This is a genomic window from Stenotrophomonas panacihumi (genome assembly GCF_001431645.1).
In the GTDB taxonomy this organism is placed as follows: domain Bacteria; phylum Pseudomonadota; class Gammaproteobacteria; order Xanthomonadales; family Xanthomonadaceae; genus Stenotrophomonas_A; species Stenotrophomonas_A panacihumi.
This window is the reverse complement of record NZ_LLXU01000095.1, coordinates 82,853-105,655: the sequence shown is the minus strand read 5'-3', so window position 1 is coordinate 105,655 and position 22,803 is coordinate 82,853. Positions and strand designations below refer to the sequence as shown.

Here is a 22,803-nt window from a genome sequence, read left to right as displayed (position 1 = left end):
GTGACGACCCTATACGGCAGGCCGGTGCCCGCACCGTAAGGCAACACAACACACCGCATCACCACGAACGCGCCACTATAAAAAACCCAAACCACCATCCCCCAGCCCACAGCACACCCAAAGAAAAATCCCGCGCAATCCGCGCAAACCCTCGTGATGCATTGCAGCAATATTGCGTGACGCCCGGGCGCACCAACCGCCCCGCGCAGCGAACAAAACCTCGCCCCCAACCCGCTTTTCCCGCTGCACACCCCATATATCCCATTTCGATATACGGATGCCCATGAGCTATAGCGAAGCCGATGTTTGACAGCGCTATACAAAATGCAGAAACGTACCCGCCGCCGCCGTCGGCTCACCGCCCGACGGCCTACCCGTATGGAGAACCGCATCTTGGAAAAGCTGCCTCGTCGCGCGCGTGCGCCGATGACCCGTCATCTGCTGGCCGCCGCCACCGCCGCCTCGCTGTTCCTGCTCGCCGCCTGCCATCGCGATGGCAACGCCGAAGCCGAGAAGACCGCCGCCGCGTCCGCCACGCCGGCCGCCGACCAGGCCGTCACCATCCACCCGGACCAGTGGCCCACGCCGAAGTGGCCGTTCGCCAACGATCCGGCGCTGGAAAAGCGCATCGATGACGTGATGGCGCAGATGAGCGTCGAGGAAAAGGTCGCCCAGACCATCCAGGGCGATATCGCCAGCATCACGCCCGATGACGTGCGCAAGTACCGCATCGGCTCCATCCTCGCCGGCGGCAGCTCCGATCCGGGCGGCAAGTACAACGCCAGCCCCGCCGAGTGGCTCAAGCTCGCCGACGCGTTCTACGAAGCCTCCATGGACACCTCCAAGGGCGGCCACGCGATCCCGATCATCTTCGGCATCGACGCCGTGCACGGCCAGAGCAACATCGTCGGCGCCACCCTGTTCCCGCACAACATCGGCCTGGGCGCGATGCGCAACCCCGAGCTGATCCGCAAGATCGGCGAAGTCACCGCCGCCGAAACCCGCGTCACCGGCATGGAGTGGACCTTCGCGCCGACCGTGGCGGTGCCGCAGGACGATCGCTGGGGCCGCAGCTACGAGGGTTATTCCGAGTCGCCGCAGGTCGTGGCCAGCTACGCCGGTGAAATGGTCAAGGGCCTGCAGGGCGAGCCGGGCACGCCGGGCTTCCTCGACGGCCACCACGTCATCTCCTCGGTGAAGCACTACGTCGGCGACGGCGGCACCACCGACGGCAAGGACCAGGGCGACACGCAGGTCACCGAGGCCGAGCTGCGCGACATCCACGCCGCGGGCTACCCGCCGGCGATCGAAGCCGGCGCGCAGGCCGTGATGGCCTCGTTCAACAGCTTCCACGGCGAGAAGATGCACGGCTACAAGGCCATGCTCACCGACGTGCTGAAGGACCGCATGAACTTCGGCGGCTTCGTGGTCGGCGACTGGAACGGCCACGGCCAGGTCAAGGGCTGCACCACCACCGATTGCCCGGCCGCGTTCAACGCCGGCCTGGACATGGCGATGGCCTCCGACAGCTGGAAGGGCCTGTACGAGACCGAGCTGGCGGCAGTGAAGTCCGGCCAGATCACCCAGGAGCGCCTGGATGACGCGGTACGCCGCATCCTGCGCGTCAAGATGCGCCTGGGCCTGTTCGAGGCCGGCAAGCCGTCGCAGCGTCCGCTGGGTGGCAAGTACGAACTGCTCGGCTCGCCCGAACACCGCGCCATCGCCCGCCAGGCGGTGCGCGAATCGCTGGTGCTGCTGAAGAACAACGGCGGCACGCTGCCGCTGGATCCGCACAAGCGCATCCTGGTCGCCGGCGACGGCGCCAACGACATGGGCAAGCAGTCCGGCGGCTGGACGCTGAACTGGCAGGGCACCGGCACCACGCGCGCCGATTACCCGAACGGCAACACCATCTGGGAAGGCCTCAAGCAGCAGATCGACGCGGCCGGCGGCAAGGCCGAGCTGGCGATCGACGGCCAGTACAAGACCAAGCCGGACGTGGCCGTGGTGGTGTTCGGCGAGAACCCGTACGCCGAGTTCCAGGGCGATATCGCCACGCTGCTCTACAAGCCGGGCGATGACAGCGACCTGGAGCTGCTGAAGAAGTTCAAGGCCGACGGCATCCCGGTGGTGGCGGTGTTCCTGAGCGGCCGTCCGCTGTGGATGAACCGCGAGATCAACACCGCCGACGCGTTCGTGGCCGCCTGGCTGCCGGGCTCGGAAGGCGGCGGCATCGCCGACGTCCTCCTGCGCAAGGCCGATGGCAGCGTGCAGAACGACTTCAAGGGCAAGCTCAGCTTCTCCTGGCCGCGCACCGCCGTGCAGTTCCACAACAACGTGGGCCAGAAGGACTACGACCCGCAGTTCGCCTTCGGCTACGGCCTGACCTACGCCGACAAGGGCGAGCAGGCCAAGCTGCCGGAAGACTCCGGCGTGAGCGGCGACCAGTCGGCCGGCGGCGTGTACTTCAACCGCGGCAAGCCGGCGATTGGTTTGGCGATGCAGCTCTCCAGCGCCACCCAGGCCGACATGCCGGCCACCACCGTGCCGGTCGGCCTTTCCGATGGCAGCCTGAAGATGAGCGCGGTCGACCACAAGGCGCAGGAAGACGCGCGCCGCCTGGTCTGGTCGGGCGCTTCGGACGCGCGCGTGCAGCTGGTGTCGGGCAAGGCGGTGGACCTGAGCCGCGAAACCAACGGCGACATCGTGATGTACGTGACGCTGCGCCGCGACGCCGACCTCGCCGCCCCGCTGTGGCTGGGCGTGGGTTGCGGGCAGGGCTGCGCCGGCCAGGTCGATATCGGCAAGACCGTCGGCAAGCTGCCGGCGGGCGAGTGGAAGGTCATCGGCGTGCCGCTGAAGTGCTTCCAGGTCGCCGGTGCGGACATGTCCAAGCTGGTGCAGCTGCCGTACGTGGCCAGCGCGGCCAAGGCCGATGTCTCGTTCTCGCGCATCGCGCTGGGCCAGAGCCAGGCCGACGCGGTCGCGGTGGATTGCGCCACCACGAAGTAAGCAACGCAGCGCGCGGCGGCCGGGGAGGCCGTCGCGCGTTTTTTCAGGCAATGAGCCGACGCAGCCGCGCGCCGCGTGCGTTTGGCCGGGAGAAGTGAAGTGGGTCTGGCGACACTCGATATCGTGATCGTGCTGGTCTATCTGGCCGGCATCTTCGTGCTCGCGCAGTGGGTTTCGCGCGAGAAGGCAGGGCATGACAAGAGCGCGGAGGATTACTTCCTCGCCAGCAAGTCGCTGCCGTGGTGGGCGATCGGCGCTTCGCTGATCGCGGCGAACATCTCCGCCGAGCAGATCATCGGCATGGCCGGCTCCGGCTATGCCATCGGCCTGGCGATCGCCTCCTACGAATGGATGGCGGCGCTGACGCTGCTGATCGTCGGCAAGTTCTTCCTGCCGATCTTCCTGCGCAACGGCATCTACACCATGCCGCAGTTCCTGGAACGCCGGTACGGCAACCGCATCCGCACGCTGATGGCGGTGTTCTGGCTGGGCCTGTACGTGTTCGTCAACCTGACCTCGATCCTGTGGCTGGGTTCGATCGCGGTGACCCAGGTCACCGGCATGGACCAGATGCTGGCGCTGGCGCTGATCGGCATCTTCGCGCTGCTGTACCAGCTGTACGGCGGCCTGAAGGCGGTGGCGCTGACGGACATCGTGCAGGTGACCCTGCTGGTGCTCGGCGGCCTGCTGGTGGCCGGCCTGACCCTCTCGCGCATCGGCGACGGCGCCGGCGTGCTGGCCGGCTTCAACCACCTGTGGAATGCCCATCCGGAGCACTTCCACATGATCCTGTCCAAGGACAACCCGTTCTACAAGGACCTGCCGGGCCTGAGCGTGCTGCTGGGCGGGCTGTGGATCATGAACATCAGCTACTGGGGCTTCAACCAGTACATCATCCAGCGCGCGCTGGCCGCCAAGAACATCGGCGAGGCGCAGAAGGGCATGGTGTTCGCCGCGTTCCTGAAGCTGCTGATGCCGGTGGTGATCGTGGTGCCGGGCATCGCCGCGGTGGTGCTGGCGCCGGACCTGGCCAAGCCCGACCAGGCCTACCCGACGATGATGCAGCTGCTGCCCAGCGGCATCCTCGGCCTGGTGTTCGCCGCGCTGGTGGCGGCGATCGTGGCCTCGCTGGCTTCGAAGATCAATTCGGTGGCGACCATCTTCACCCTGGACTTCTACGCCAAGTCGCGCCCGCAGGCCGACCAGAAGCACCTGGTGCGCGTGGGTCGCATCGTGGCCATCGTGGCGGTGATCGTGGGCATCCTCACCGCGCGTCCGCTGCTGGGCGGCTTCGACCAGGGCTTCCAGTACATCCAGGAGTTCACCGGCTTCTTCACCCCGGGCATCGTGGTGATCTTCATGCTGGGCCTGTTCTGGAAGCGCGCCAACGAAGCCGGCGCGCTGACCGCGGCGATCGGCTCGTTCGTGCTGTCGATCGTGTTCAAGCTGGCATGGCCGTCGCTGCCGTTCATGGACCGCGTGGGCGTGGTGTTCCTGGCCTCGCTGGTGGCCGCGGTGGCGGTGTCGCTCGCGACGAAGGCGCAGCCGGGCCGCGACATGATCCGCACCGACGACGTGCGCTACGGCACGCCGATGAGTTTCAACATGGGCGCGGTGGGTGTCATCGCGATCCTGGTCGCGCTGTACACGGCGTTCTGGTGAGTTGCCGCTAGCGTGATGCAAAAAGGCCGCCTTCTGGCGGCCTTTTTGTTTGGGGTGGGATCAGCAGCGCGGCGTCAGCGCCCCGGGCTCGGCCGCTTGGTCAGCTTGCGCTGCAGCGAGCGCCGGTGCATGCCCAGCAACCGCGCCGCCGCCGAGATGTTGCCGCCGGTCTCGTGCAGCGCCTGCTGGATGTGTTCCCACTGCAGGCGGCTGAGCGGGGTCATCATCTCCGGCGTGGTGTCTTCCTCGCCCTCGGCCTCCGGCAGTTCCTCGTCGTCCTCGCCGAGTGCGCGCAGGATGGTCGGGATGTTCGCCGGCTTGGGCAGGTAGTCGTCGGCGCCGAGCTTGATCGCTTCCACCGCGGTGGCGATGCTCGCGTAGCCGGTCACCAGCAGGATGCGCATGTCGGCGCGGATCGCGCGCAGCGGCTGGATCAGCGCCAGGCCGGAATCGTGGCCCAGCTTGAGGTCGATCAGCGCGAAGTCCGGGCGCGATTGCCGCGCCACGCTCAAGGCGCTGGCCGGGTCGCTGGCCACCACGGTTTCCACGCCGTGGCGCGCGAGGCTGCGCTGCAGCGTGCGCAGGTACAGCGCATCGTCATCGACCAGCAGGCCGACGCGGCTGGCGTGCGCGTTCACGTCCACGCTCCCGGCGCCGAACGGGGCGGGAGCAGGGTAGGCGGCATAAGCGCCGGTCGAAAGGCCACGGGAATCTCCTTGCGTGTTACTCGGGTTCACGACGTCGTCTCCTCTGCCACGGGCAACGGCAGGCGGAAACCCACCCGCGCGCCGCTGCCCTGGGCGGGCTGCATCCACAGTTCACCGGCCAGGCGTTCGACGGTGGCGTGCGACAGGGCCAGGCCGACGCCCATCCCGTGCCGCTTGCCGCTGTCGTACAGGGTATTGGGAAGCGTGGCCTTGGCGGTGTCGAAGCCAGCCCCATAATCGCGCACTTCGCCCAGCAGCTGGCCGCTGGCCACGCGCAGTTCCAGGTCCACGCGCGGGCGGCCGGCGCGCTCGCTGGCGTCGGCGGCGTTGTTGAGCAGCACCATCAGCAGGTGGCCCACGCCGGGTTCCAGGCGCAGCCGCATGGGCGCGTCGAGGTTGCGCTGCAGCTGCACGTCCGGGCGCACCAGGCGCCACTGCGCCAGCACTTCCTGCACGGTGATCGCCTCCTGCGCGTTGCTGCGGTCGGCCGGGGCGGCCAGCGCCAGCACGCGCTCGTGGCAGAGCACCAGCAGCTCGCGCAGGGTGTCGAGGTCTTCGCGCAGTTCGGCCTGCCGGGATTGCTCGGCGATGTCGTCCACCAGCAGCGTCATCGTCGCCAGCGGTGTGTTGAGTTCGTGCGCCACCGAGGCCGCATGCGTGGCCAGGGTGACGATGCCTTCGTTGCGGGCGAAGCGCTCGCGCAGCGTGGCCAGCTCCTGCTCGCGCCGGCGCAGCGAGAACGCCAGCCGCGTGGTGAACACCACCACCACCACCGAGCACAGCAGGAAATTGAGCGCCACGCCGAACAGGTAGAGCATGCGCGGGTCGAAGTAGCCCGCCGGCAGCGGCAGCCCGAACATCGCGCTGAGCGCATAGCCGAGCACGCAGGCCGCGGCCACCGCCAGGCCCCAGGCCAGCGGCAGGGCGAAGGCGGCTAGCGCGATGAGCACCAGGAACAGCGAGCCGAACGGGTTGGCGATGCCACCGCTCCAGCCGATCATCCAGGTCAGCACCACCACGTCGACCAGCACGTGGCCAAACGCGGTGGCCGGCCCGATCGGCCGCTCCAGCCCGACCCGCCAGCGCGCATACAGGTTGAACACCGCCAACGCGGCCACGCCGGCCCACAGCGGCGGCTGGGGCAGGGCCAGGCCCAGCGCCCAGGTGGCGACCAGGATGGTGACCGCCTGCCCGGCGGTGGCCAGCCAGCGCAGGCTGCACAGGGTGCGGAGGAAGGAGGCGTTGTTGCTGTTGTCCATCAGGGCGCCATGCTATGCCGTCGTGCGTGGGGGCGCGTGCGACAGTCTGTCACAGCGCATGGCGGGTACCGGCGGTGCCGGCCGCCCGCTGCCGCCCGGAAGGGAAGTTGGCACGGATTGGGTCGGCTCGCACTAAAATGGGTGCATGCATGACGCCGTGACCCGACCGACCCCGCCCGCCGACACCGGCGCCTGGCCCCGCCGCCTCACCCAGCCGGTCCGCATCGGCAACGTGACCGTCGGTGGCGGCAAGCCCGTGGTGGTGCAGTCGATGACCAACACCGACACCGCCGACGTGGCCGCCAGCGTCAAGCAGGTCGCCGAACTGTGGCGCGCCGGCTCGGAAATGGTGCGCCTGACGGTCAACAACCCCGAGTCCGCCGCGGCCATCCCGCGCATCGTCGACAAGCTGGCGATGATGGGCATCGAGGTGCCGCTGATCGGCGATTTCCACTACAACGGCCACCAGCTGCTGGCGGGCGAGCCGGCCTGCGCCGAGGCGCTGGCCAAGTACCGCATCAACCCGGGCAACGTCGGCTTCGGCAAGAAGAAGGACCTGCAGTTCGGCCAGCTGATCGAATTCGCCATCCGCTACGGCAAGCCGGTGCGCATCGGCGCCAACTGGGGCTCGCTGGACCAGGGCCTGGCCGCGCAGCTGATGGACGAGAACTCCCGCCGCGAGCAGCCCTGGGACGCCGGCCGCGTGCTGCGCGAGGCGCTGATCCGTTCGGCGGTGGATTCGGCCGAGCGCGCGGTGGAACTGGGCCTGGCGCGCGACCGCATCGTGCTCTCGGCCAAGGTCTCCGGCGTGCAGGAGCTGATCGCGGTGTACCGCGACATGTCCGCCCGCTGCGATTTCGCCCTGCACCTGGGGCTCACCGAGGCGGGCATCGGCAGCAAGGGCATCGTCGCCTCGGCCGCCGCGCTGTCGGTGCTGCTGCAGGAAGGCATCGGCGACACCATCCGCATTTCGCTGACGCCCGAGCCGGGGCAGTCGCGCACGCAGGAGGTGATCGTCGCGCAGGAATTGCTGCAGACCACCGGCCAGCGCGCCTTCACCCCGCTGGTCACCGCCTGCCCGGGTTGTGGCCGCACCACCTCGGAGTTCTTCCAGGAGCTGGCCAAGGTCGTGCAGAACCACGTGCGCGGCAAGATGCCCGAATGGAAGGTCACCCACCCGGGCGCCGAGTCGATGACGCTGGCGGTGATGGGCTGCGTGGTGAACGGGCCGGGCGAATCGCGCCACGCCAACATCGGCATCTCGCTGCCGGGCACGGGCGAGGCGCCCGCCGCGCCGGTGTTCGTGGATGGCGAGAAGAAGGTGACGCTGCGCGGGGAGAACATCGCGCAGGAATTCGTCGCGCTGATCGACGAATACGTCGATAGCCACTATGCCCGTTCGGCCGGCTGAGAGCCCGGCCGGATTCCGCCACTGGCTGGGCCGCAACGCCTGGCGCGTCGTGCTGCTGTTCGGCGGGGTGTTGCTGCCGCTGGGCCTGTTCGCCAGCCTGGCCGAGGAAGTCCACGAGCTGGAGAACTTCTTCTTCGACGACCCGCTGCTGTGGCGGTTGCGCGGCTGGGCGAACCCGGCGCTGGATGGGTTCTTCGTGCTGGTGTCCAAGCTGGGCTACCAGTGGGGGCTGATCCCGGCCGATACGCTGGTCGTGGTGGTGCTGCTGGGCCTGCGGCGCTGGCGCGAGGCGACGTTCGCGCTGCTGGGGTTCGTGGGCTCGGCGATGTTGAATATCGGGGCCAAGCACTTCTTCCAGCGCGAGCGGCCGAGCCTGTGGGAGTCGATCGCGCCGGAAAGCACTTTCAGTTTCCCCAGCGGACACGCGATGGGTTCGATGACGCTGGCCGCCGTGCTGGTCGCGCTGGCATGGCGCACGCGCTGGCGCTGGCCGGTGGCCGCGCTGGCGGCGGCGTTCGTGGGGCTGGTGGGGGTGTCGCGCGTGTACCTGGGGGTGCATTACCCCTCGGACATCCTGGCCGGCTGGTGCGCGGCGCTGGCGTGGGTGACCGGCTTGTACCTGGTGCTGTTCCGCGGGCACCGGCGGCCGTGGCGACGGCATCGGCCGGTGGCGCCGCCGTCGCTGTAGATCCAGCGCGCCTACAGGTCGAGACTTCGCAACGCCGCCGCTTCGGCATGCAGCAGCGCGGTGTCCAGCAGCGGCACGCTCGCATCTTCGGCGCCCACCAGCAGCGCGATCTCCGTGCAGCCCAGCACCACCGCGCCGGCGCCTTGCGCCACGAGCCCGGCGATCACCTCCCGGTAGCGCTGCCGCGAGGCCTCGTGCAGCACGCCCACGCACAGTTCTTCGTAGATGATCCGGTGCACGTCGGCGCGATCCTGGGCGTCGGGCACGATCACCTCGAACCCGCGCGCCTCCAGCCGCTCGCGGTAGAACGGTTGCTCCATCGTGAAGCGCGTCCCGAGCAGGCCGACCTTGCGCACGTCCAGCGACGCCAGCGCCTCGGCGGTGGGGTCGGCGATATGCAGCAGCCGCAGCGGCGTGGCCGCCTCGATCGCCCCGGCCACCCGGTGCATCGTGTTCGTGCACAGCACCAGGAAATCCGCGCCGCCGGCCTGCAGGGCACGCGCGGCATCGGCCAGTGCTTCGCCGGCGGCTTCCCAGTCGCCGGCCTGCTGCATCGCCTCGATGTCGGCGAAGTCCACGCTGTACAACAGCAGCCGCGCCGAATGCAGGCCGCCGCAGTCGCGGCGCACGACCTCGTTGATGTGGCGGTAGTAGGGCAGGGTGGATTCCCAACTCATGCCGCCGATCAGGCCGATCATGCGGAGCGGGGCGGGACGCGACGCCGGGAACGAATCAGTAGCCATGCGGCCACTGTAGTTCATTCGCCCGGCTTGGCCCCCTCCACCGGGGCATGCGTGGCGGCCCGCCGCGCCAGCACCGCCTCGCGGTGGGCGATGTAGACGTTGGCGCCGACGATGATCACCGCGCCGGCCACCGTGTGCCGGTCCAGCGATTCGCCGAACAGCCAGCCACCCAGCGCCGCGACCAGCGGCAGCTGCATGAAGCTGATCGGCTGCAGCGCGGAGACTTCGCCCAGCTTCAGCGCACGCGTCCAGAACAGCTGCCCGCCGGTGCCGAACACGCCGGTGAGCACCAGCCACACCCACGTGCCGCCCTGCGGCCAGCTCCAATTCGGCAGCGCGGTGAGCAGCGACATCGGCACCCACAGCACGTAGGTGTAGAACACCACGGTGTCGGGCGGATCGGTGCGCGAGAGCTGCTTGATCTGGATCGCCACCACCGCGCTGATCATCGCCGCCGCCAGCGCCACCAGCAGCCCGGGGCTGAAGGTGGACGAGCCCGGGCGCAGGATGATCAGCACGCCGATGAACCCGGCGGCCACCGCCAGCCAGCGGCGCATGCGCACTTTCTCGCCCAGCCACAGCACCGCCAGCACGGTGACGAACAGCGGCGTGGAGTAGGACAGCGAGATCGCCTGCGCCAGCGGCAGGTGGCCGATCGCCCAGAAGCCGCACAGCATCGAGGCCAGGCCGATCAGCGTGCGCACCAGGTACAGGTGCATATGCCTGGTGCGCGGCAGCGGGCCGCCACGCACGAACAGGAACGGCAGCAGCGCCAGCAGGCCGAAGAAATTGCGGAAGAAGGCGATCTGGTTGGTCGCCACCGAGGCCGAGGCGTAGCGGATGGCGATGGCCATCAGGCCGAAGCAGCAGGTGCTGACCAGCATCAGCCCGGCCGCGCGCAGCGGCGTGTGCGTGCTGGCGGCGTTCACCACTGTGCGCCGATCAGCAGCGGCTCCGGCTCGATCACCACCGCGAAGCGTTCGCGGACCGAATCGGCGATGCGGCGCGCCAGCGCCAGCAGCTGCGCGCCCGTGGCCTGGCCATGGTTCACCAGCACCAGCGCGTGGTGCGGGGAGACCCCGGCATCACCCTCGCGCGCGCCCTTCCAGCCGCACTGTTCGATCAGCCATGCCGCCGACACCTTGCCCTGGCCCTCGCGCTCCCCGGGGAACACCGGCAGGGCGGGCCATTCGTGGCGCAGCGTCTCGATCTGCTCCAGCGGCAGCTGCGGATTCTTGAAGAAGCTGCCGGCGTTGCCGAGCACGTCCGGGTCGGGCAGCTTGCGCCGGCGGATGGCGATCACCGCCTCGGCGACATCGCGCGCCTCCGGGTGGGCCACGCCCATCGCCGCCAGTTCCTCGCGGATGCCGGCGTAGTCCAGGCGCAACTCGTGCAGCAGCGGCAGGCGCAGTTCGACCGCCATGATCAGCCACCGGCCCGGTTCGCGCTTGAACACGCTGTCGCGGTAACCGAAGGCGCACTGTTCGGCGTCGAGCCGCACGATCGCATTCGCCTGCCGGTCCCAGGCCTCGACCACGTGCACGAACTCGCCCACCTGCGCGCCATAGGCGCCGATGTTCTGGATCGGCGCGGCGCCGACGGTGCCGGGGATCAACGCCAGGTTTTCCAGGCCCGACAGGCCCTGCTCCAGCGACCACATCACCAGCCCGTGCCACGGCGTACCGGCGCCGGCGCGCACGAGGGCGTGGTCGGCGTGGTGTTCGAGAATCTCGATGCCGCGGTTGTTGAAGCTCAGCACGACGCCTTCCGGGTCGCCGGCCAGCAGCACGTTGCTGCCGCTGCCCAGCACCAGCAGCGGTTGCCCGGCCAGGACGGGCAGGGCCAGCGCCTCGGGCAGCGCGGTCGGGTCGTCCAGCTGCAGCAGCCAGGGCGCGGTGGCGTCGACGTGGAAGGTGTTGAGGCTGCGCAGCGGCGCGTTTTCGTGCAGCGTCCAGGCCGTCGTCATAGCGCCGAGACCGCCCCGCGGCTCGGGGCCTCGCGGCGGCGGCGGATCGCCTCGACGCATTCGCCGACCAGCGCCGGCCCGCGATAGATCAGCCCGCTGTACACCTGCACCAGGCTGGCGCCGGCGGACATCTTGGCCACCGCGTCGGCGCCGCTGGCGATGCCGCCCACGCCGATCAGCGGGATCGACTCGGGCAGGCGCGAGCGCAGGCGGCGCAGCACCAGCGTCGATTGGCCCATCAGCGGCGCGCCGGACAGGCCGCCGGTTTCCTTCGCCACCGGGTCGCTTTCGACCAGCGGGCGGCCGATGGTGGTGTTGGTGGCGATCACGCCGTCGACCGAGAGTTCCGAGAGCACGCGCGCGGCGGCCTCGATGTCGCGGTCGCTCAGGTCAGGCGCCACCTTGACCAGCATCGGCACGCGCTTGCCATGCTGGGCGGCGAGCTTCTCCTGGCCTTCGCGCAGCGCGCCGACGAGCTGGCGCAGCGCCTGCTCTTCCTGCAGTTCGCGCAGGCCGGCGGTGTTGGGCGAGGAGATGTTGACGGTGATGTAGTCCGCCAGCGGGTACACCCGCTCCAGGCAGTGCAGGTAATCGTCGGCGGCGGACTCGTTGGGCGTGTCCTTGTTCTTGCCGATGTTGATGCCCAGCAGGCCGCCGCGGCGGCGCGCGCGCTCGACGTTGCGCACCAGCGCATCGACGCCGAGGTTGTTGAAGCCCATGCGGTTGATGATGGCTTCGTGCGCCGGCAGCCGGAACAGGCGCGGGCGCGGATTGCCGGCCTGCGGGCGCGGCGTGACCGTGCCGATCTCCACGAAGCCGAAGCCGAGCGCGAACAGCGCCTCGACATGTTCGCCGTTCTTGTCCAGGCCGGCGGCCAGGCCGACCGGGTTGGGGAACTGCAGGCCGAAGGCCGGGGTGGGCAGGGGCGCGATGCGCGGCGCCAGCAGCGAAGTGGTGCCGGTGCGGTAGGCGGTCTCGATCGCGCGCAGGCCCAGGCCGTGGGCGCGTTCGGCGTCGAGGGCGAACAGGAAGGGGCGTGCGAAGGAATACATTCAGTTCAAGGTGCCGGCGAAGGCACGCGTCTGGTAAGCGAATTCGATGTGGCCGTCCACCGCGTGGCGGTCGAACAGCGCGCGCAGCGCTTCGAGCATCGGCGCGTGGCGCGGCTGGCCTTCGGCCGGGGCATAGGACGAGGAGAGCAGGCGGCCGCGCAGCGCGCTGAAATCCATGCGCTGCACGTTGGGGAAGCTGGCGGCGTCAACGAAGCCCTCGCCGAACCAGGCGCGCATGGTGGCGTCGTCCTGGTAGCGCTCGGACACCGCGCTGTAGTCGGTGCCGTACTCCAGCAGCAGGGCCTCGTAGCCGGCCAGGAACGGCGTGGCCTCCAGCAGGCGCGAGTTCCAGTAGACCACCGCCAGCCCGCCGGGGCGCAGGATGCGCGCCCATTCCACGCGCACGGCGCGCATGTCGAACCAGTGGAAGGCTTGCGCCGCGCTGACCACGTCCACGCTGGCGTCGGCCAGGCCGGTGGCTTCGGCGCTGCCGCCGATGGCCGAGAAACCGGCCTCACCGCCCAGCCACTGCTCGGCCGCCGCGCGCATCGCCGCGTTCGGCTCGACCGCGATGACCGGATGGCCGGCCTGCAGGAACAGCCGCGAAGAGATGCCGGTGCCAGCGCCGATATCGGCCACGCGGGCCTGCGGCGCGATGCCGAGGCGGCCGTGCACCCAGGCCATCAGTTGCGGGGGATAGCCCGGGCGGTAGCGGACGTAATCCGCCACCCGGTTGCTGAAGCGTGATTGCGAGGACAGGTCCATCGCGCTCAGGAGTTGGCCCAGCCCAGCCAGGCCAGGCCGCCGAAGAACATGACGAAGGCGAGCACGCCGAGGATCCACAAGCCCACGTTGACCCAGCCCAATACCAGGCCGACCAGGGCCAGGGCGTCACCGTCCAGGCGGTCCGGCTGGCGACGGATCTCGCCGCGCGCCATGTGGCCGGTGATGATCGCCGTGACGCTGCCGAGGAAGGGCAGGATGGTCCAACCGAGGATGCCGGCCACCAGGCTGACGATGGCCAAGGTGCTGGTCTGTCGAACGCTGCCCATCAAGCGGCTCCGTTGCGGTGAGTGAGCGGACAGCCGGGATTATCCCTTAGGACGGCGCAAAAAGGGGCGCGCCACGGCATGGAGGCAAGACGCTGCGCCATCGCCTCCCGCGCTGGGGAGGCGATGGCGGCCGGGGGCCGGCTCAGAGGTCGAACTTGATGCCCTGCGCCAGCGGCAGCGAATCGGAGTAGTTGATGGTGTTGGTCTGGCGGCGCATGTAGACCTTCCACGCATCCGAGCCGGATTCGCGGCCGCCGCCGGTGTCCTTCTCGCCGCCGAACGCGCCGCCGATCTCCGCGCCGGAGGTGCCGATGTTGACGTTGGCGATGCCGCAATCCGAACCCGCGGCCGACAGGAAGCGCTCGGCGGCCTTGAGGTTCTGGGTGAAGATCGACGACGACAGGCCCTGCGGCACGCCGTTCTGCATGTCGATGGCCTCGTCCAGGGTCGCGTACTTCATCACGTAGAGGATCGGCGCGAAGGTCTCGTGCTGGACGACCTCGTCGCTGTTCTTCAGGCCGGTGACGATGGCCGGCAGCACGAAGTTGCCCGGGCGGTCGATGGCGTTGCCGCCGGTCTGCACGGTGCCGCCGGACGCCTTGGCCTTCTCGATGGAGGCCAGGAACTGCTCGACCGCGCCGCGGCTGTTGAGCGGGCCCATCAAGTTGGCCGCATCGGTCGGGTCGCCGATCTTGCCCTCGACCTGCTTGTACGCCTTGACCAGCGTGGCCAGCACGTTGTCGTAGATGGATTCGTGCACGATCAGGCGGCGGGTGGTGGTGCAGCGCTGGCCGGCGGTGCCGACCGCGCCGAACACGATGCCCGGCACCGCCAGCTTCAGGTCGGCGCTTTCGTCCAGGATGATCGCGTTGTTGCCGCCCAGTTCCAGCAGCGAGCGGCCCAGGCGCTGGGCGACCTTGCCGGCGACCGTGCGGCCGACCTGGGTGGAGCCGGTGAAGCTGATCAGCGGCACGCGCGTGTCATCGACCAGGCGCTCGGACAGCGCGGTGCCGGCATCGTTGATGAGGAAGAAGATGTCCGGGAAGCCGCCTTCCTTGAGCGCGGCGTTGCAGATCTTCATCGTGGCCAGCGCGGTCAGCGGGGTCTTGTTGGACGGCTTCCAGATGCACACGTCGCCGCAGATCGCCGCCAGGAACGCGTTCCAGCTCCACACCGCGACGGGGAAGTTGAACGCGCTGATGATGCCGACCAGGCCCAGCGGCTGGTACTGCTCGTACATGCGGTGGCCGGGGCGCTCGGAGTGCATCGTGTAGCCGTAGAGCATGCGGCTCTGGCCGACGGCGAAATCGGCGATGTCGATCATTTCCTGCACTTCGCCATCGCCCTCGGGCTTGCTCTTGCCCATTTCGAGCGCGACCAGCGAGCCGAGCGCGTCCTTGTGCCGGCGCAGTGCCTCGCCGCACAGGCGCACGGCTTCGCCGCGGCGCGGGGCCGGCACGCTGCGCCAGGCCTTGAAGGCTTCCTGCGCGCGGGCGATGACCGTCTCGTAGTCCGCCTCGGTGGTGGCCTGGACTTCGGCGATCACCTCGTTGGTGGTGGGGTTCAGCGGCTGCAGGACGCCGGCGCCGGTGGACTGGGACCATTCGCCCTGGCCGAGATAGGTGCCGGGGTTGGTCGCGGCGAGGTCGAGCGTCTTGAGCAGGGCTGCGGACATGCAAGGTACTCCTAAACGTGGCATCGAGGCGCCGCCGGAAAGCGCGGGGGAAGGCGGCGCGGGAACCGGTGATTTTAGCAGAGGGCCGCGACGGGCCTTGCTGCGCTGCGTTCCGGCGCGGCCCGCGGCTGTGGGGCGCGGGGGGTTCGTGCGACAATGCCGCCGCTTAGGCCCCGTAGCTCAGCTGGATAGAGCGTCCCCCTCCTAAGGGGAAGGTCGCCCGTTCGAATCGGGCCGGGGTCACCAGATCAAGCAACGACTTGGCGCACAAGTGTAGCTGCGACCTCAAGGCGCTTCTCGTCTCACCACCTTTCTGTCAGACAGACGCCAACCGACGTCCGCGCTACGAGGCGCTTGTTGGGCTCTTTCGCTATCCTCACGCCTCAAGCAACTAGTCAGGGATGGCGCATTGATGGATATAGATGCAGAAATCGCAGCCCTTGTAAGGGTTCTCGGAGGCTTCAAGCCAGGCAGGCCGCTGCCAGGGTTCATTACCCACATCCGCTTCCCTCAATTCAAGAGCCTTGAGCCATATGCAACTGTGAAGTTCGACTTTCCTTTTGCTGCGCTGGTTGGCCCGAACGGAGTTGGCAAAACTTCCGTCCTGCATGCGTTCTATGGTGCTCCGTTTGGACAGTCTACCGCTCAATTTTGGTTTGCTACCGATCTAGATCCTATCGCGGGTACGAGGAAAGATCCTCAGCGCTTCGTCTATGGTCACTGGAACGCATCGTTTAAAGGGGTGGTTGAGACGCGGAAGGCGCGCTTGGGTAAGGCCCGAGACTACGACTACTGGGAGCCGTATCGTTCCAGTCGGGCTGATGGCATGAGCGATATGCCTGAGGGCAAGTACGAAGGCATGTCAAAAGACCGCTGGAACCCCGTGCGGCGCGAGGTTGTCTACATCAACCTAAAAATGTCGTTCGGGTCATTCGATCGTTACTTTTATATGGACCAAGGTGGCAGCCTGGGAGACCGTCGTGTCGTGATGCTGCGTGAGGCCACGCGACTCAAGCGCATCAAGGATTCGGGTGTAACCTCGTACTCTCTTGGTGGGCGTGAGAGATTGTTTGGCAATCGGCTATTAACACCAGATGAGCTCAAGGCTGTCTGTCTAATTCTGGGTCGCACATACGATAGCGCCAGAGTGATCGAACACTCGCTGTATCCAAAGAATCGTGGCAAAGATCTGACCGTTGTGTTCAAGCGCGGCATCGAATACTCGGAGGCCTTCGCGGGAACCGGTGAGGTATCCGCGGTAAGTGTGGTTACAAAAGTGATGGGGGCGAAGCCAGGCTCCCTGATTCTATTGGACGAGCCAGAGACATCGCTTCATCCGGGTGCTCAAAGGGCGCTCCTGAAGTTTTTGCTCGATCAAATCAAAGTCCACAAGCATCAAATCGTCGTTTCAACACATTCGGCCGATCTATTGGAGGGGTTGCCGGACTCGGCGATCTGTGTTTTTGAGGATAATGGTAAGGGAAAGGCGCGGGTCATCAATGGCTGCTCTCCTCTCGTAGCCCTTCATCGAATTGGGAGAGCTCCGGCAGGGAAGATGCGTGTTCTAGTCGAAGATCCGATGGCTCAGATGCTCGTCGTGAAGGCGATCGAGTCCTTGGATGAGGGTGAGCGATCGATCGTGGAGGTAAGAGTTGCGCCTGGTGGTGCAGAGGCAATGTTCGTCCACCACGGGCCGGGAGCAATGTTGACGGGTGATGATGTCTATCTACTTCTAGATGGTGACAAGCGCAGGGTCCCCGAGTTCCGTGACCCTGCCCAGATTGCTCCCGCACAATATGCAGACCTTCCAGCATTGTACGAGAGAGAGTTGGGCGCAAGGCCCAAGTTCTTGCTTGCAGGCGGAAATGACGATGAGGGGAGGGCGCGTGCGGAGATAGAAGCCCAGCTTGACTATTTGACATGGATCCGACAGCGCCTCCGCTATTTGCCAAAGCTCTGTCCTGAGCAGGTCATCATGGATGGAGTTCCGGGATGGGGGTGCGCCGCGCCCAAGAGCTCGGAAGAGTGCAAGGAGGCACTAGCTGTGTTGCTGTCGAATGGTGTCGAGGTCAACGCTCAAGAATTGTTGGTGCTTGCGAAAATGAAGATCGCACAGTTGTCCGAGGACAACGCGGACCTCGTTACAATAAGGGCTTGCGTGGCTGCCTGGATTAAGAGCCGCCGTCGATGACTGGGGCGCGAATATGAGACATATCGAAACATCACGAGAAATGCCAAGCGCCGTTGACTTGTTCAGTGGTTGCGGCGGGTTGAGCCTCGGTCTTCGTCAAGCTGGCTACAGAGTGCTTGCCGCGGTAGAGGTCGATCCGAAAGCTCAGGAGACCTATCGGTTAAATCATCCTGATGTGCAACTCTGCGCAACTGATATCCGTCAGCTTGACCCGGTGCTCCTGCGAGATCAGCTGGGTCTGGGTGTAGGCGATCTCAAACTGCTGGCTGGCTGCCCGCCCTGTCAAGGTTTCTCTAGGCTGCGAACTAGAAACAAGTTCGCATCTATCGAAGACCCTCGGAACAATCTGGTTATTGAGTTTCAACGCTTCGCGGAGGCATTTCGACCCCAGAATATTCTATTGGAGAACGTGCCTTCATTGAGGGGGGATGCTCGTTTTCGATCTTTCGTGGCTACGCTAGAAAGTATGGGCTATAAATGCTTGGTAGAAGTGATCGATGCCGCAGACTACGGAGTCCCTCAGCGCAGGAGGCGGTTGATCATGCTTGCTTCATTGCTGGAACTACCGTCGCTCCCGGAGCCGGTGGCTGAGCGCTCGACCGTCCGGAAAGCACTGAGCGACGTACGAGAGCCTGGTGACGTAGACGATCCGTTGCATTCAATTCCGGAGAATCGCTCCGAAGCAGTGCGGCGGATAATTGGGTTGATTCCTAAGGATGGCGGAAGTCGCCGCGATTTGCCCGATCATTTGATTCTTGATTGTCACAAGAAGAGTAGCGGCTTTAACGATGTCTACGGGCGTATGGCATGGGACAAGGTTGCACCTGCCATAACTAGTGGGTGTCACAATCCTTCGAAGGGTAGATTCTTACACCCTGAGTCCAATCGGACGATAACCTTGCGAGAGGCGGCTCTACTCCAAGGCTTTCCGCTCGACTATAAGTTTGTTGTTGGCCACGGTAAGGAATCCATAGCGCTGATGATTGGGAACGCGCTGCCTCCGCCGTTGATCGCCGCTCACGCTGGGAGCTTTATTTCTTAGCTGCGTGCGAGGCCTGGGCAAGCCGCCGCCACCGATTTCATTGCATTGCGAAGTACTAGAATCGCAGCGGCGATGCGATTGATCATTTCCATATGTTGTCAAGCGCGCGGAAATAGTCGACGGGGCATGGTATGGGTGGCCGGCCAAGATATGGTCCCGACGCAGCGAAGTGTGAGAGATGCGGCCGTGAACCCAAAGGTGTGCGGCAGCCTTTACAGATGCCCATTTACGTCAGCCTTGGAAGTTCTTCTTAATCAGACCGATAGAGTGTCCTTGGGTGGTCACCAGTTCGAGCTGGGCTGGGCCGCAAGATCCGCTTACTTCGCCGGGCACTGAATCCGCTTCCCCGCCGCCGTCACGCGTTCGTTGAACGCCTGCGCCGACCTCTCCGCGAGCAACTGCAGCTCCTGCGTATCCGGCAACGCCATGAAGGCGACATTGATTTCGTCGCGTCCATTCTCGATAGGGCGGCGTTCGACACTGCCGTAGAGGCCTTCCATGCGCGGAAGGTGGCTTTCCAATCGGAAGCTGGAGATCACCTCCAGCCGCGCGCCCGTGAAACGCTCCAGACCGCTGGCCGCTTCCACCCACATCGCGTCGCACTGGCGCGCGCAGCTGCAGGTGGGGCTGGCCGAAGGGGTGGGCGAGGGGGCCGCGGCCTGCAGGGCGGCGGTGAGCAGTAGTCCGTACAAGTGCATCTCCTTGGTTTCTGTGGGCGCCATGGCGGCCCGCGTGGATCACTCGCGATGGCCGTTCCGAAACCTCCCGTGGAAGGCGGAGGCGTACGCATCGCCCCGCCAGTATGCCGGAAGTGGCGTTTCCGCGATCCGCTCCGAAGAGACGCCAAAATTCCCGCGATTCCATCTCATGGCTTTGCGATCTCCCTGGCCAGCGTCCGGGCCCTGGCCAACTCCTGGCTGCTCAGTTCTGTCTCCACCGCCGACGCAGGAATGGCTGATCCGGCAGCGGCCGCAGCAGCGATCTCGTAGGCATGAGCGAGCAAGGGATCACGTTCGACCAATACGCCCGACGAATAGGCGGCGGCGAGCCGGGCCATGGCTTCTGGGCTTCCCGTCGCTGCGACCGCTTGCAGGTAGGTGATGGCGTCGCGCCTGAACTGCGCGACTTTTTCGGGGGCAGCCAGCATTTCCCTCGGGCCGCCGACGAGGTCTTGCACGCTGTCGGCGTAGACCAGTCGAGCGTAGGGGTCGCCCTCCCGGGCGGCACGTTCCAGCCACGTGCTGGCCTGTCGCAAGCGATCGGCGGGAATGTTCTGGCAATCCTCCAGCTCGGCTGCTTCCGATGCCAGCGCGTTCCATTCCAGGCCAGCGAGCAGCTGGGCTTCGGACATCCCCAGCCGGTCCAACAGGGCCGGATCCATGTACTCGGGGCGCCAGTCAATGGAGGTGTCCCGGGCCAGATGATTGCATCTGGACAGCACGAGATAGAGTTGACTGGCCGCTTGGGAGTCGCCGGCCTGCGCGCGCGACGCCAGCGACTCGGCAAGCTGGGCCGCGGGAATATCGGGCAGCCGTTGGGTCGAAAGGATATCGCTCGGCTGGCGGGAGGCGGGTGCCGACTCGCGCGCCTCGGGCGTGTAAGACGGAGTTGCCTCGGCGGGCGCAGTTGCTTCCATCTGCGCGGGAAGCGCTGGAAATGGCGGGCGTGGTCGGTGGGTGACCTGCCATGCCAAAAGACCCATCAGGACGAACGTACCCACGATCAACAAGCGGCGCATGGTGGTTTGGCTCCCGGCATGACGTGCATGCGCAGCCTCCCCCTCGGCGCAAAACCAGGGCCATTCGATTTATCTAAGCGATCTGCTGGTGTGCGGCTGCCCCGATTTCCCGCCAAGCCGCCGCCCGGCCCAAATGCCGCGCGAACTGCAGCAGCACCTCCACGATCTGCGCCTGCTGCTCGGGAAACAACGCCAGCAGCTCGCCATGCGCGCGGGCGAAGACGATATCGAACGTGGCCTGGTCGCTGGCGCCGGCCGCGCGCAGGAGGGCGTAGGCCCGGGCATAGGCGAGTTCGATGGGCGTATCCGTGCGCATCGCTGGACTCTAGGGTTCCCCCGTCTCACCGGATGAGACGGGCCGGCCGGGCCGGGCGCGTTGTCGCCCCCGCCGCGCGCTGGCTAGAATGCGCCCAGGCCAAGGTCGGCCTTCAGGGGAAAACACATGAAGTCCATTTTCGTGGCGCTGTTCGCGGCGCTGCTGTGCGTGAGCGTGTCCGGGGCGCGGGCGGCGGAGGACGTGTCCTCGCTTCCCTGGCAGGTCGGCAAGGCCACCGGCGACATCGCCGGCAAGGCGACCATCGACATTCCGGAGGGCTACGCCTTCCTCGGCGCGAAGGGCACGCGCGAACTCAACCGCATGATGCAGAACCCGCAGGGTTCGGAAGACATCTACACCTTCGCGCCGCAGGACCTGAGCTGGGTGGCGTTCTTTACCTACAGCGGCATCGGCTACGTCAAGGACAACGACAAGCTCGACGCCGACGAGCTGCTGGCCTCCATCCGTGAAGGCACCGAGGCCTCCAACAAGGAGCGCAAGGAGAAGGGCTGGGACCTGATGCACGTCTCCGGCTGGCGCTTCCAGCCCAAGTACGACAAGTCGGTGAACAACCTCGAATGGGCGATCATCGGCGAGAACGAGGCCAGCCACGAGCAGAGCGTGAACTACAACACCCGCCTGCTTGGCCGCCATGGCGTGATGGAAGTGGTGGTGGTCGCCTCGCCGGAGCAGTTCGACGGCGCCATCGCCGATTTCAAGCGCGTGCTGCCCGGTTACGAATACAAGGCCGGCGAGCGCTACGCCGAATTCCGTGAAGGCGACCACGTCGCCGCGTACGGCCTGGCGGCACTGGTCACCGGCGGCGCGGCCGCGGTGGCAGCCAAGAAGGGCCTGTTCGGTGCGATCGGCGCGTTCCTGGCCAGCATGTGGAAGCTGGTGGTGGCCGGCGTGGTGGCGGTCGGCGCGTGGTTCCGCAAGCTGTTCGCGCGCAAGCCGGCGCAGGAGAAGGGCAAGACCGTCCAGTGATGCCGGCCGATTCATGGCTGCTGGCCGGCATCGTCGCGTTCTATCTGTACGACGCGGCGATGTGGCTGCATGTCGACGAACTCGTCGCCTGGCCGCGGCGAGGGGGCTGGGCCGCGACGACCGGCGGTGACGTGCAGTGGCGCGGCGGCTACCTGTTCCTGCCATCGCCGTGGACGCCGTGGCGGCCCCTGCTGCGTTTGTCGTGGATGCGTGCGCCGGGTTCGGCGCCGCAGGCCGCGATCGCGCAGATGCAGGCGTTGCGCGAAGCGCTGCGCCCGTTGCAGGTCGGCGTGGTGTTGATGGCCCTGCTGCTGTTCGGCGCGCTGCCGGCGCTGCTCTTCGCGTGGCGGCATGCGCTCGGGCTGCTGGCGCTGGTCGGCGCGGTGTACCTGCTGTCCACGGCGATGGTGGTTTACCTGGTACGCCGTCGCGATGCCCTGGGCCTGTCGCGTGGCGCGCTGTGGTCCATCGCCATCGACACGCTCGCCTGTCCGCCGTTCGCGCTCAACGTGGTGCGCAAGGTCGCGCTGCGCCAGTCGCTGGCGGTGGATGGGCTGGCGTTCGCCCTCGCCACGCTGCCGGACGAAGCGCTGCGGCGGTTGCGTCCGCATCTGCTCGCACGCCTGGACCTGGTGCGTGATTTCACCCCCGCCGACAGCGCCCGTCTCGCCGAGCTGGACGCCTGTCGCACCCGGATCCTGGAGATCGCCGATGCGCATTCCTGAGTTGCTCGTGGTGGGCGTCGCCTTCGTGGTGGGCTACTGGCTGGTGTCGGTCTTCCTGCCGCTGTTGCGGGGGCGTACGCCTGCCGCCGACGCACCGGCCGATGCGCCCTCGCCATCCGATGGCGCCGCGCCGCCGCCGCGCTGGTTCGAGGTGCTGGAAGTCCAGGAGAGCGCCAGCCGCGAGGAAATCGTGGCCGCCTACAAGCGGCGCATCAGCCAATACCATCCGGACAAGGTGCAGCACCTCGGGCCGGAACTGGTCGCGCTGGCCGAGCAGCATGCGCGCGAGATCAACGCCGCCTACGACACCGCGTTGCGCTTGCGCGGTCCGCGCTGAGCCAGCACCCAGCACCACCGGCGTGTAGGCGGCGTGACGTGGCTGATCGAAAAATCGGATTTTTCTGACCCCTCGCCCCAGCGTTTGCCCGAGGCCTTCGGCCGCACATCCATGACAACTTATCGCTACCGGACGCGGTGCCCTGTGGCTACTCAACCGCGGGCCCTTGAGTAAGGCCAGGCCGGTACCGAAAAGCTGGAAGCACTGTTCCCGCCTCCCCAATTCGCGGGACTCCCCTGG

21 protein-coding genes and 1 tRNA gene are annotated in these 22,803 nt (G+C 66.9%); 10 read left to right on the top strand and 12 right to left on the bottom strand.

Going from position 1 to position 22,803, the window contains the following annotated elements; all coding sequences use genetic code 11:
* The first annotated feature begins 393 nt into the window (after nucleotides 1–393).
* Both ARC20_RS12760 and ARC20_RS12755 read left to right on the top strand, forming a co-directional pair.
* Complete coding sequence (locus ARC20_RS12760) at nucleotides 394–3,012, top strand: glycoside hydrolase family 3 protein (protein WP_057647705.1); 2,619 nt, start codon at nucleotides 394–396, stop codon at nucleotides 3,010–3,012.
* Between the two features lie 99 nt (nucleotides 3,013–3,111).
* Nucleotides 3,112–4,674, top strand: coding sequence for a sodium/sugar symporter (locus ARC20_RS12755; protein WP_057647685.1), 1,563 nt, complete (start codon nucleotides 3,112–3,114; stop codon nucleotides 4,672–4,674).
* A gap of 74 nt (nucleotides 4,675–4,748) precedes the next feature.
* Here the strand turns inward: ARC20_RS12755 and ARC20_RS12750 are convergent, their stop codons facing one another.
* Together ARC20_RS12750 and ARC20_RS12745 are read right to left on the bottom strand one after the other, a co-directional pair.
* A complete protein-coding gene (locus ARC20_RS12750) occupies nucleotides 4,749–5,312 on the bottom strand; it encodes a response regulator transcription factor (protein ID WP_057647684.1) in 564 nt (187 codons plus the stop codon).
* A gap of 95 nt (nucleotides 5,313–5,407) precedes the next feature.
* On the bottom strand, nucleotides 5,408–6,640 hold the full coding sequence (locus tag ARC20_RS12745) for an ATP-binding protein (RefSeq protein ID WP_057647682.1): 1,233 nt from the start codon (nucleotides 6,638–6,640) through the stop codon (nucleotides 5,408–5,410).
* Nucleotides 6,641–6,785: 145 nt separating this feature from the next.
* Between ARC20_RS12745 and ispG the strand changes: the two genes are divergently transcribed.
* A complete protein-coding gene (gene ispG, locus ARC20_RS12740; protein WP_057647680.1) occupies nucleotides 6,786–8,051 on the top strand; it encodes a flavodoxin-dependent (E)-4-hydroxy-3-methylbut-2-enyl-diphosphate synthase in 1,266 nt (421 codons plus the stop codon).
* Nucleotides 8,032–8,739, top strand: coding sequence for a phosphatase PAP2 family protein (locus tag ARC20_RS12735; protein ID WP_057647678.1), 708 nt, complete (start codon nucleotides 8,032–8,034; stop codon nucleotides 8,737–8,739). Before ispG ends, ARC20_RS12735 begins: the two co-directional genes overlap by 20 nt.
* 11 nt (nucleotides 8,740–8,750) lie before the next feature.
* Here ARC20_RS12735 and ARC20_RS12730 read toward each other — a convergent pair whose 3' ends face one another.
* The 7 genes from ARC20_RS12730 to amaB all read right to left on the bottom strand — a co-directional run bounded on the left by ARC20_RS12730 (nucleotide 8,751) and on the right by amaB (nucleotide 15,227).
* The gene (locus ARC20_RS12730) at nucleotides 8,751–9,437 is read right to left on the bottom strand and encodes an aspartate/glutamate racemase family protein (RefSeq protein WP_237642585.1); all 687 of its coding nucleotides are present in this window, start codon (nucleotides 9,435–9,437) and stop codon (nucleotides 8,751–8,753) included.
* Nucleotides 9,438–9,496: 59 nt separating this feature from the next.
* Nucleotides 9,497–10,366 carry a DMT family transporter gene (locus ARC20_RS12725; protein ID WP_057647702.1) on the bottom strand — a complete coding sequence of 290 codons (870 nt, stop codon included), beginning with the start codon at nucleotides 10,364–10,366 and terminating at the stop codon, nucleotides 9,497–9,499.
* 41 nt (nucleotides 10,367–10,407) lie between these two features.
* Complete coding sequence (murB, locus tag ARC20_RS12720) at nucleotides 10,408–11,448, bottom strand: UDP-N-acetylmuramate dehydrogenase (protein WP_057647676.1); 1,041 nt, start codon at nucleotides 11,446–11,448, stop codon at nucleotides 10,408–10,410.
* Nucleotides 11,445–12,500: a quinone-dependent dihydroorotate dehydrogenase gene (locus ARC20_RS12715; RefSeq protein WP_057647675.1), complete on the bottom strand. Its 1,056-nt coding sequence runs from the start codon at nucleotides 12,498–12,500 to the stop codon at nucleotides 11,445–11,447. Before ARC20_RS12715 ends, murB begins: the two co-directional genes overlap by 4 nt.
* Entirely contained in the window at nucleotides 12,501–13,265 is a 765-nt protein-coding gene (locus ARC20_RS12710; RefSeq protein WP_057647674.1) for a class I SAM-dependent methyltransferase, read from the bottom strand.
* 5 nt (nucleotides 13,266–13,270) lie between these two features.
* Nucleotides 13,271–13,552 carry a DUF4190 domain-containing protein gene (locus tag ARC20_RS12705; RefSeq protein ID WP_057647672.1) on the bottom strand — a complete coding sequence of 94 codons (282 nt, stop codon included), beginning with the start codon at nucleotides 13,550–13,552 and terminating at the stop codon, nucleotides 13,271–13,273.
* A 142-nt stretch (nucleotides 13,553–13,694) separates the two neighbouring features.
* The gene (gene amaB, locus ARC20_RS12700; RefSeq protein ID WP_057647670.1) at nucleotides 13,695–15,227 is read right to left on the bottom strand and encodes an L-piperidine-6-carboxylate dehydrogenase; all 1,533 of its coding nucleotides are present in this window, start codon (nucleotides 15,225–15,227) and stop codon (nucleotides 13,695–13,697) included.
* A 169-nt stretch (nucleotides 15,228–15,396) separates the two neighbouring features.
* Between amaB and ARC20_RS12695 the strand changes: the two genes are divergently transcribed.
* From ARC20_RS12695 to ARC20_RS18005, 3 genes are all read left to right on the top strand, one after another.
* A tRNA-Arg gene (locus ARC20_RS12695) sits at nucleotides 15,397–15,473 on the top strand.
* Between the two features lie 166 nt (nucleotides 15,474–15,639).
* Nucleotides 15,640–17,418 carry an AAA family ATPase gene (locus ARC20_RS18010; RefSeq protein WP_081418180.1) on the top strand — a complete coding sequence of 593 codons (1,779 nt, stop codon included), beginning with the start codon at nucleotides 15,640–15,642 and terminating at the stop codon, nucleotides 17,416–17,418.
* 13 nt (nucleotides 17,419–17,431) lie between these two features.
* Nucleotides 17,432–18,460 carry a DNA cytosine methyltransferase gene (locus ARC20_RS18005; RefSeq protein ID WP_081418179.1) on the top strand — a complete coding sequence of 343 codons (1,029 nt, stop codon included), beginning with the start codon at nucleotides 17,432–17,434 and terminating at the stop codon, nucleotides 18,458–18,460.
* Between the two features lie 317 nt (nucleotides 18,461–18,777).
* Here the strand turns inward: ARC20_RS18005 and ARC20_RS12685 are convergent, their stop codons facing one another.
* The 3 genes from ARC20_RS12685 to ARC20_RS12675 all read right to left on the bottom strand — a co-directional run bounded on the left by ARC20_RS12685 (nucleotide 18,778) and on the right by ARC20_RS12675 (nucleotide 20,514).
* The gene (locus tag ARC20_RS12685; protein ID WP_146165861.1) at nucleotides 18,778–19,152 is read right to left on the bottom strand and encodes a hypothetical protein; all 375 of its coding nucleotides are present in this window, start codon (nucleotides 19,150–19,152) and stop codon (nucleotides 18,778–18,780) included.
* 173 nt (nucleotides 19,153–19,325) lie between these two features.
* Nucleotides 19,326–20,198: an SEL1-like repeat protein gene (locus tag ARC20_RS12680; protein WP_057647664.1), complete on the bottom strand. Its 873-nt coding sequence runs from the start codon at nucleotides 20,196–20,198 to the stop codon at nucleotides 19,326–19,328.
* A gap of 73 nt (nucleotides 20,199–20,271) precedes the next feature.
* The gene (locus tag ARC20_RS12675) at nucleotides 20,272–20,514 is read right to left on the bottom strand and encodes a hypothetical protein (RefSeq protein ID WP_057647663.1); all 243 of its coding nucleotides are present in this window, start codon (nucleotides 20,512–20,514) and stop codon (nucleotides 20,272–20,274) included.
* Between the two features lie 126 nt (nucleotides 20,515–20,640).
* Between ARC20_RS12675 and ARC20_RS12670 the strand changes: the two genes are divergently transcribed.
* From ARC20_RS12670 to ARC20_RS18340, 3 genes are read left to right on the top strand one after another with little or no spacing between them, the layout of a single operon-like run.
* A complete protein-coding gene (locus tag ARC20_RS12670; RefSeq protein ID WP_057647662.1) occupies nucleotides 20,641–21,501 on the top strand; it encodes a DUF2167 domain-containing protein in 861 nt (286 codons plus the stop codon).
* Entirely contained in the window at nucleotides 21,501–22,226 is a 726-nt protein-coding gene (locus ARC20_RS18345) for a hypothetical protein (RefSeq protein ID WP_057647660.1), read from the top strand. Before ARC20_RS12670 ends, ARC20_RS18345 begins: the two co-directional genes overlap by 1 nt.
* The gene (locus ARC20_RS18340; protein ID WP_108143499.1) at nucleotides 22,213–22,563 is read left to right on the top strand and encodes a J domain-containing protein; all 351 of its coding nucleotides are present in this window, start codon (nucleotides 22,213–22,215) and stop codon (nucleotides 22,561–22,563) included. The genes ARC20_RS18345 and ARC20_RS18340 overlap by 14 nt, the downstream gene beginning before the upstream one ends.
* Nucleotides 22,564–22,803 lie beyond the last annotated feature (240 nt).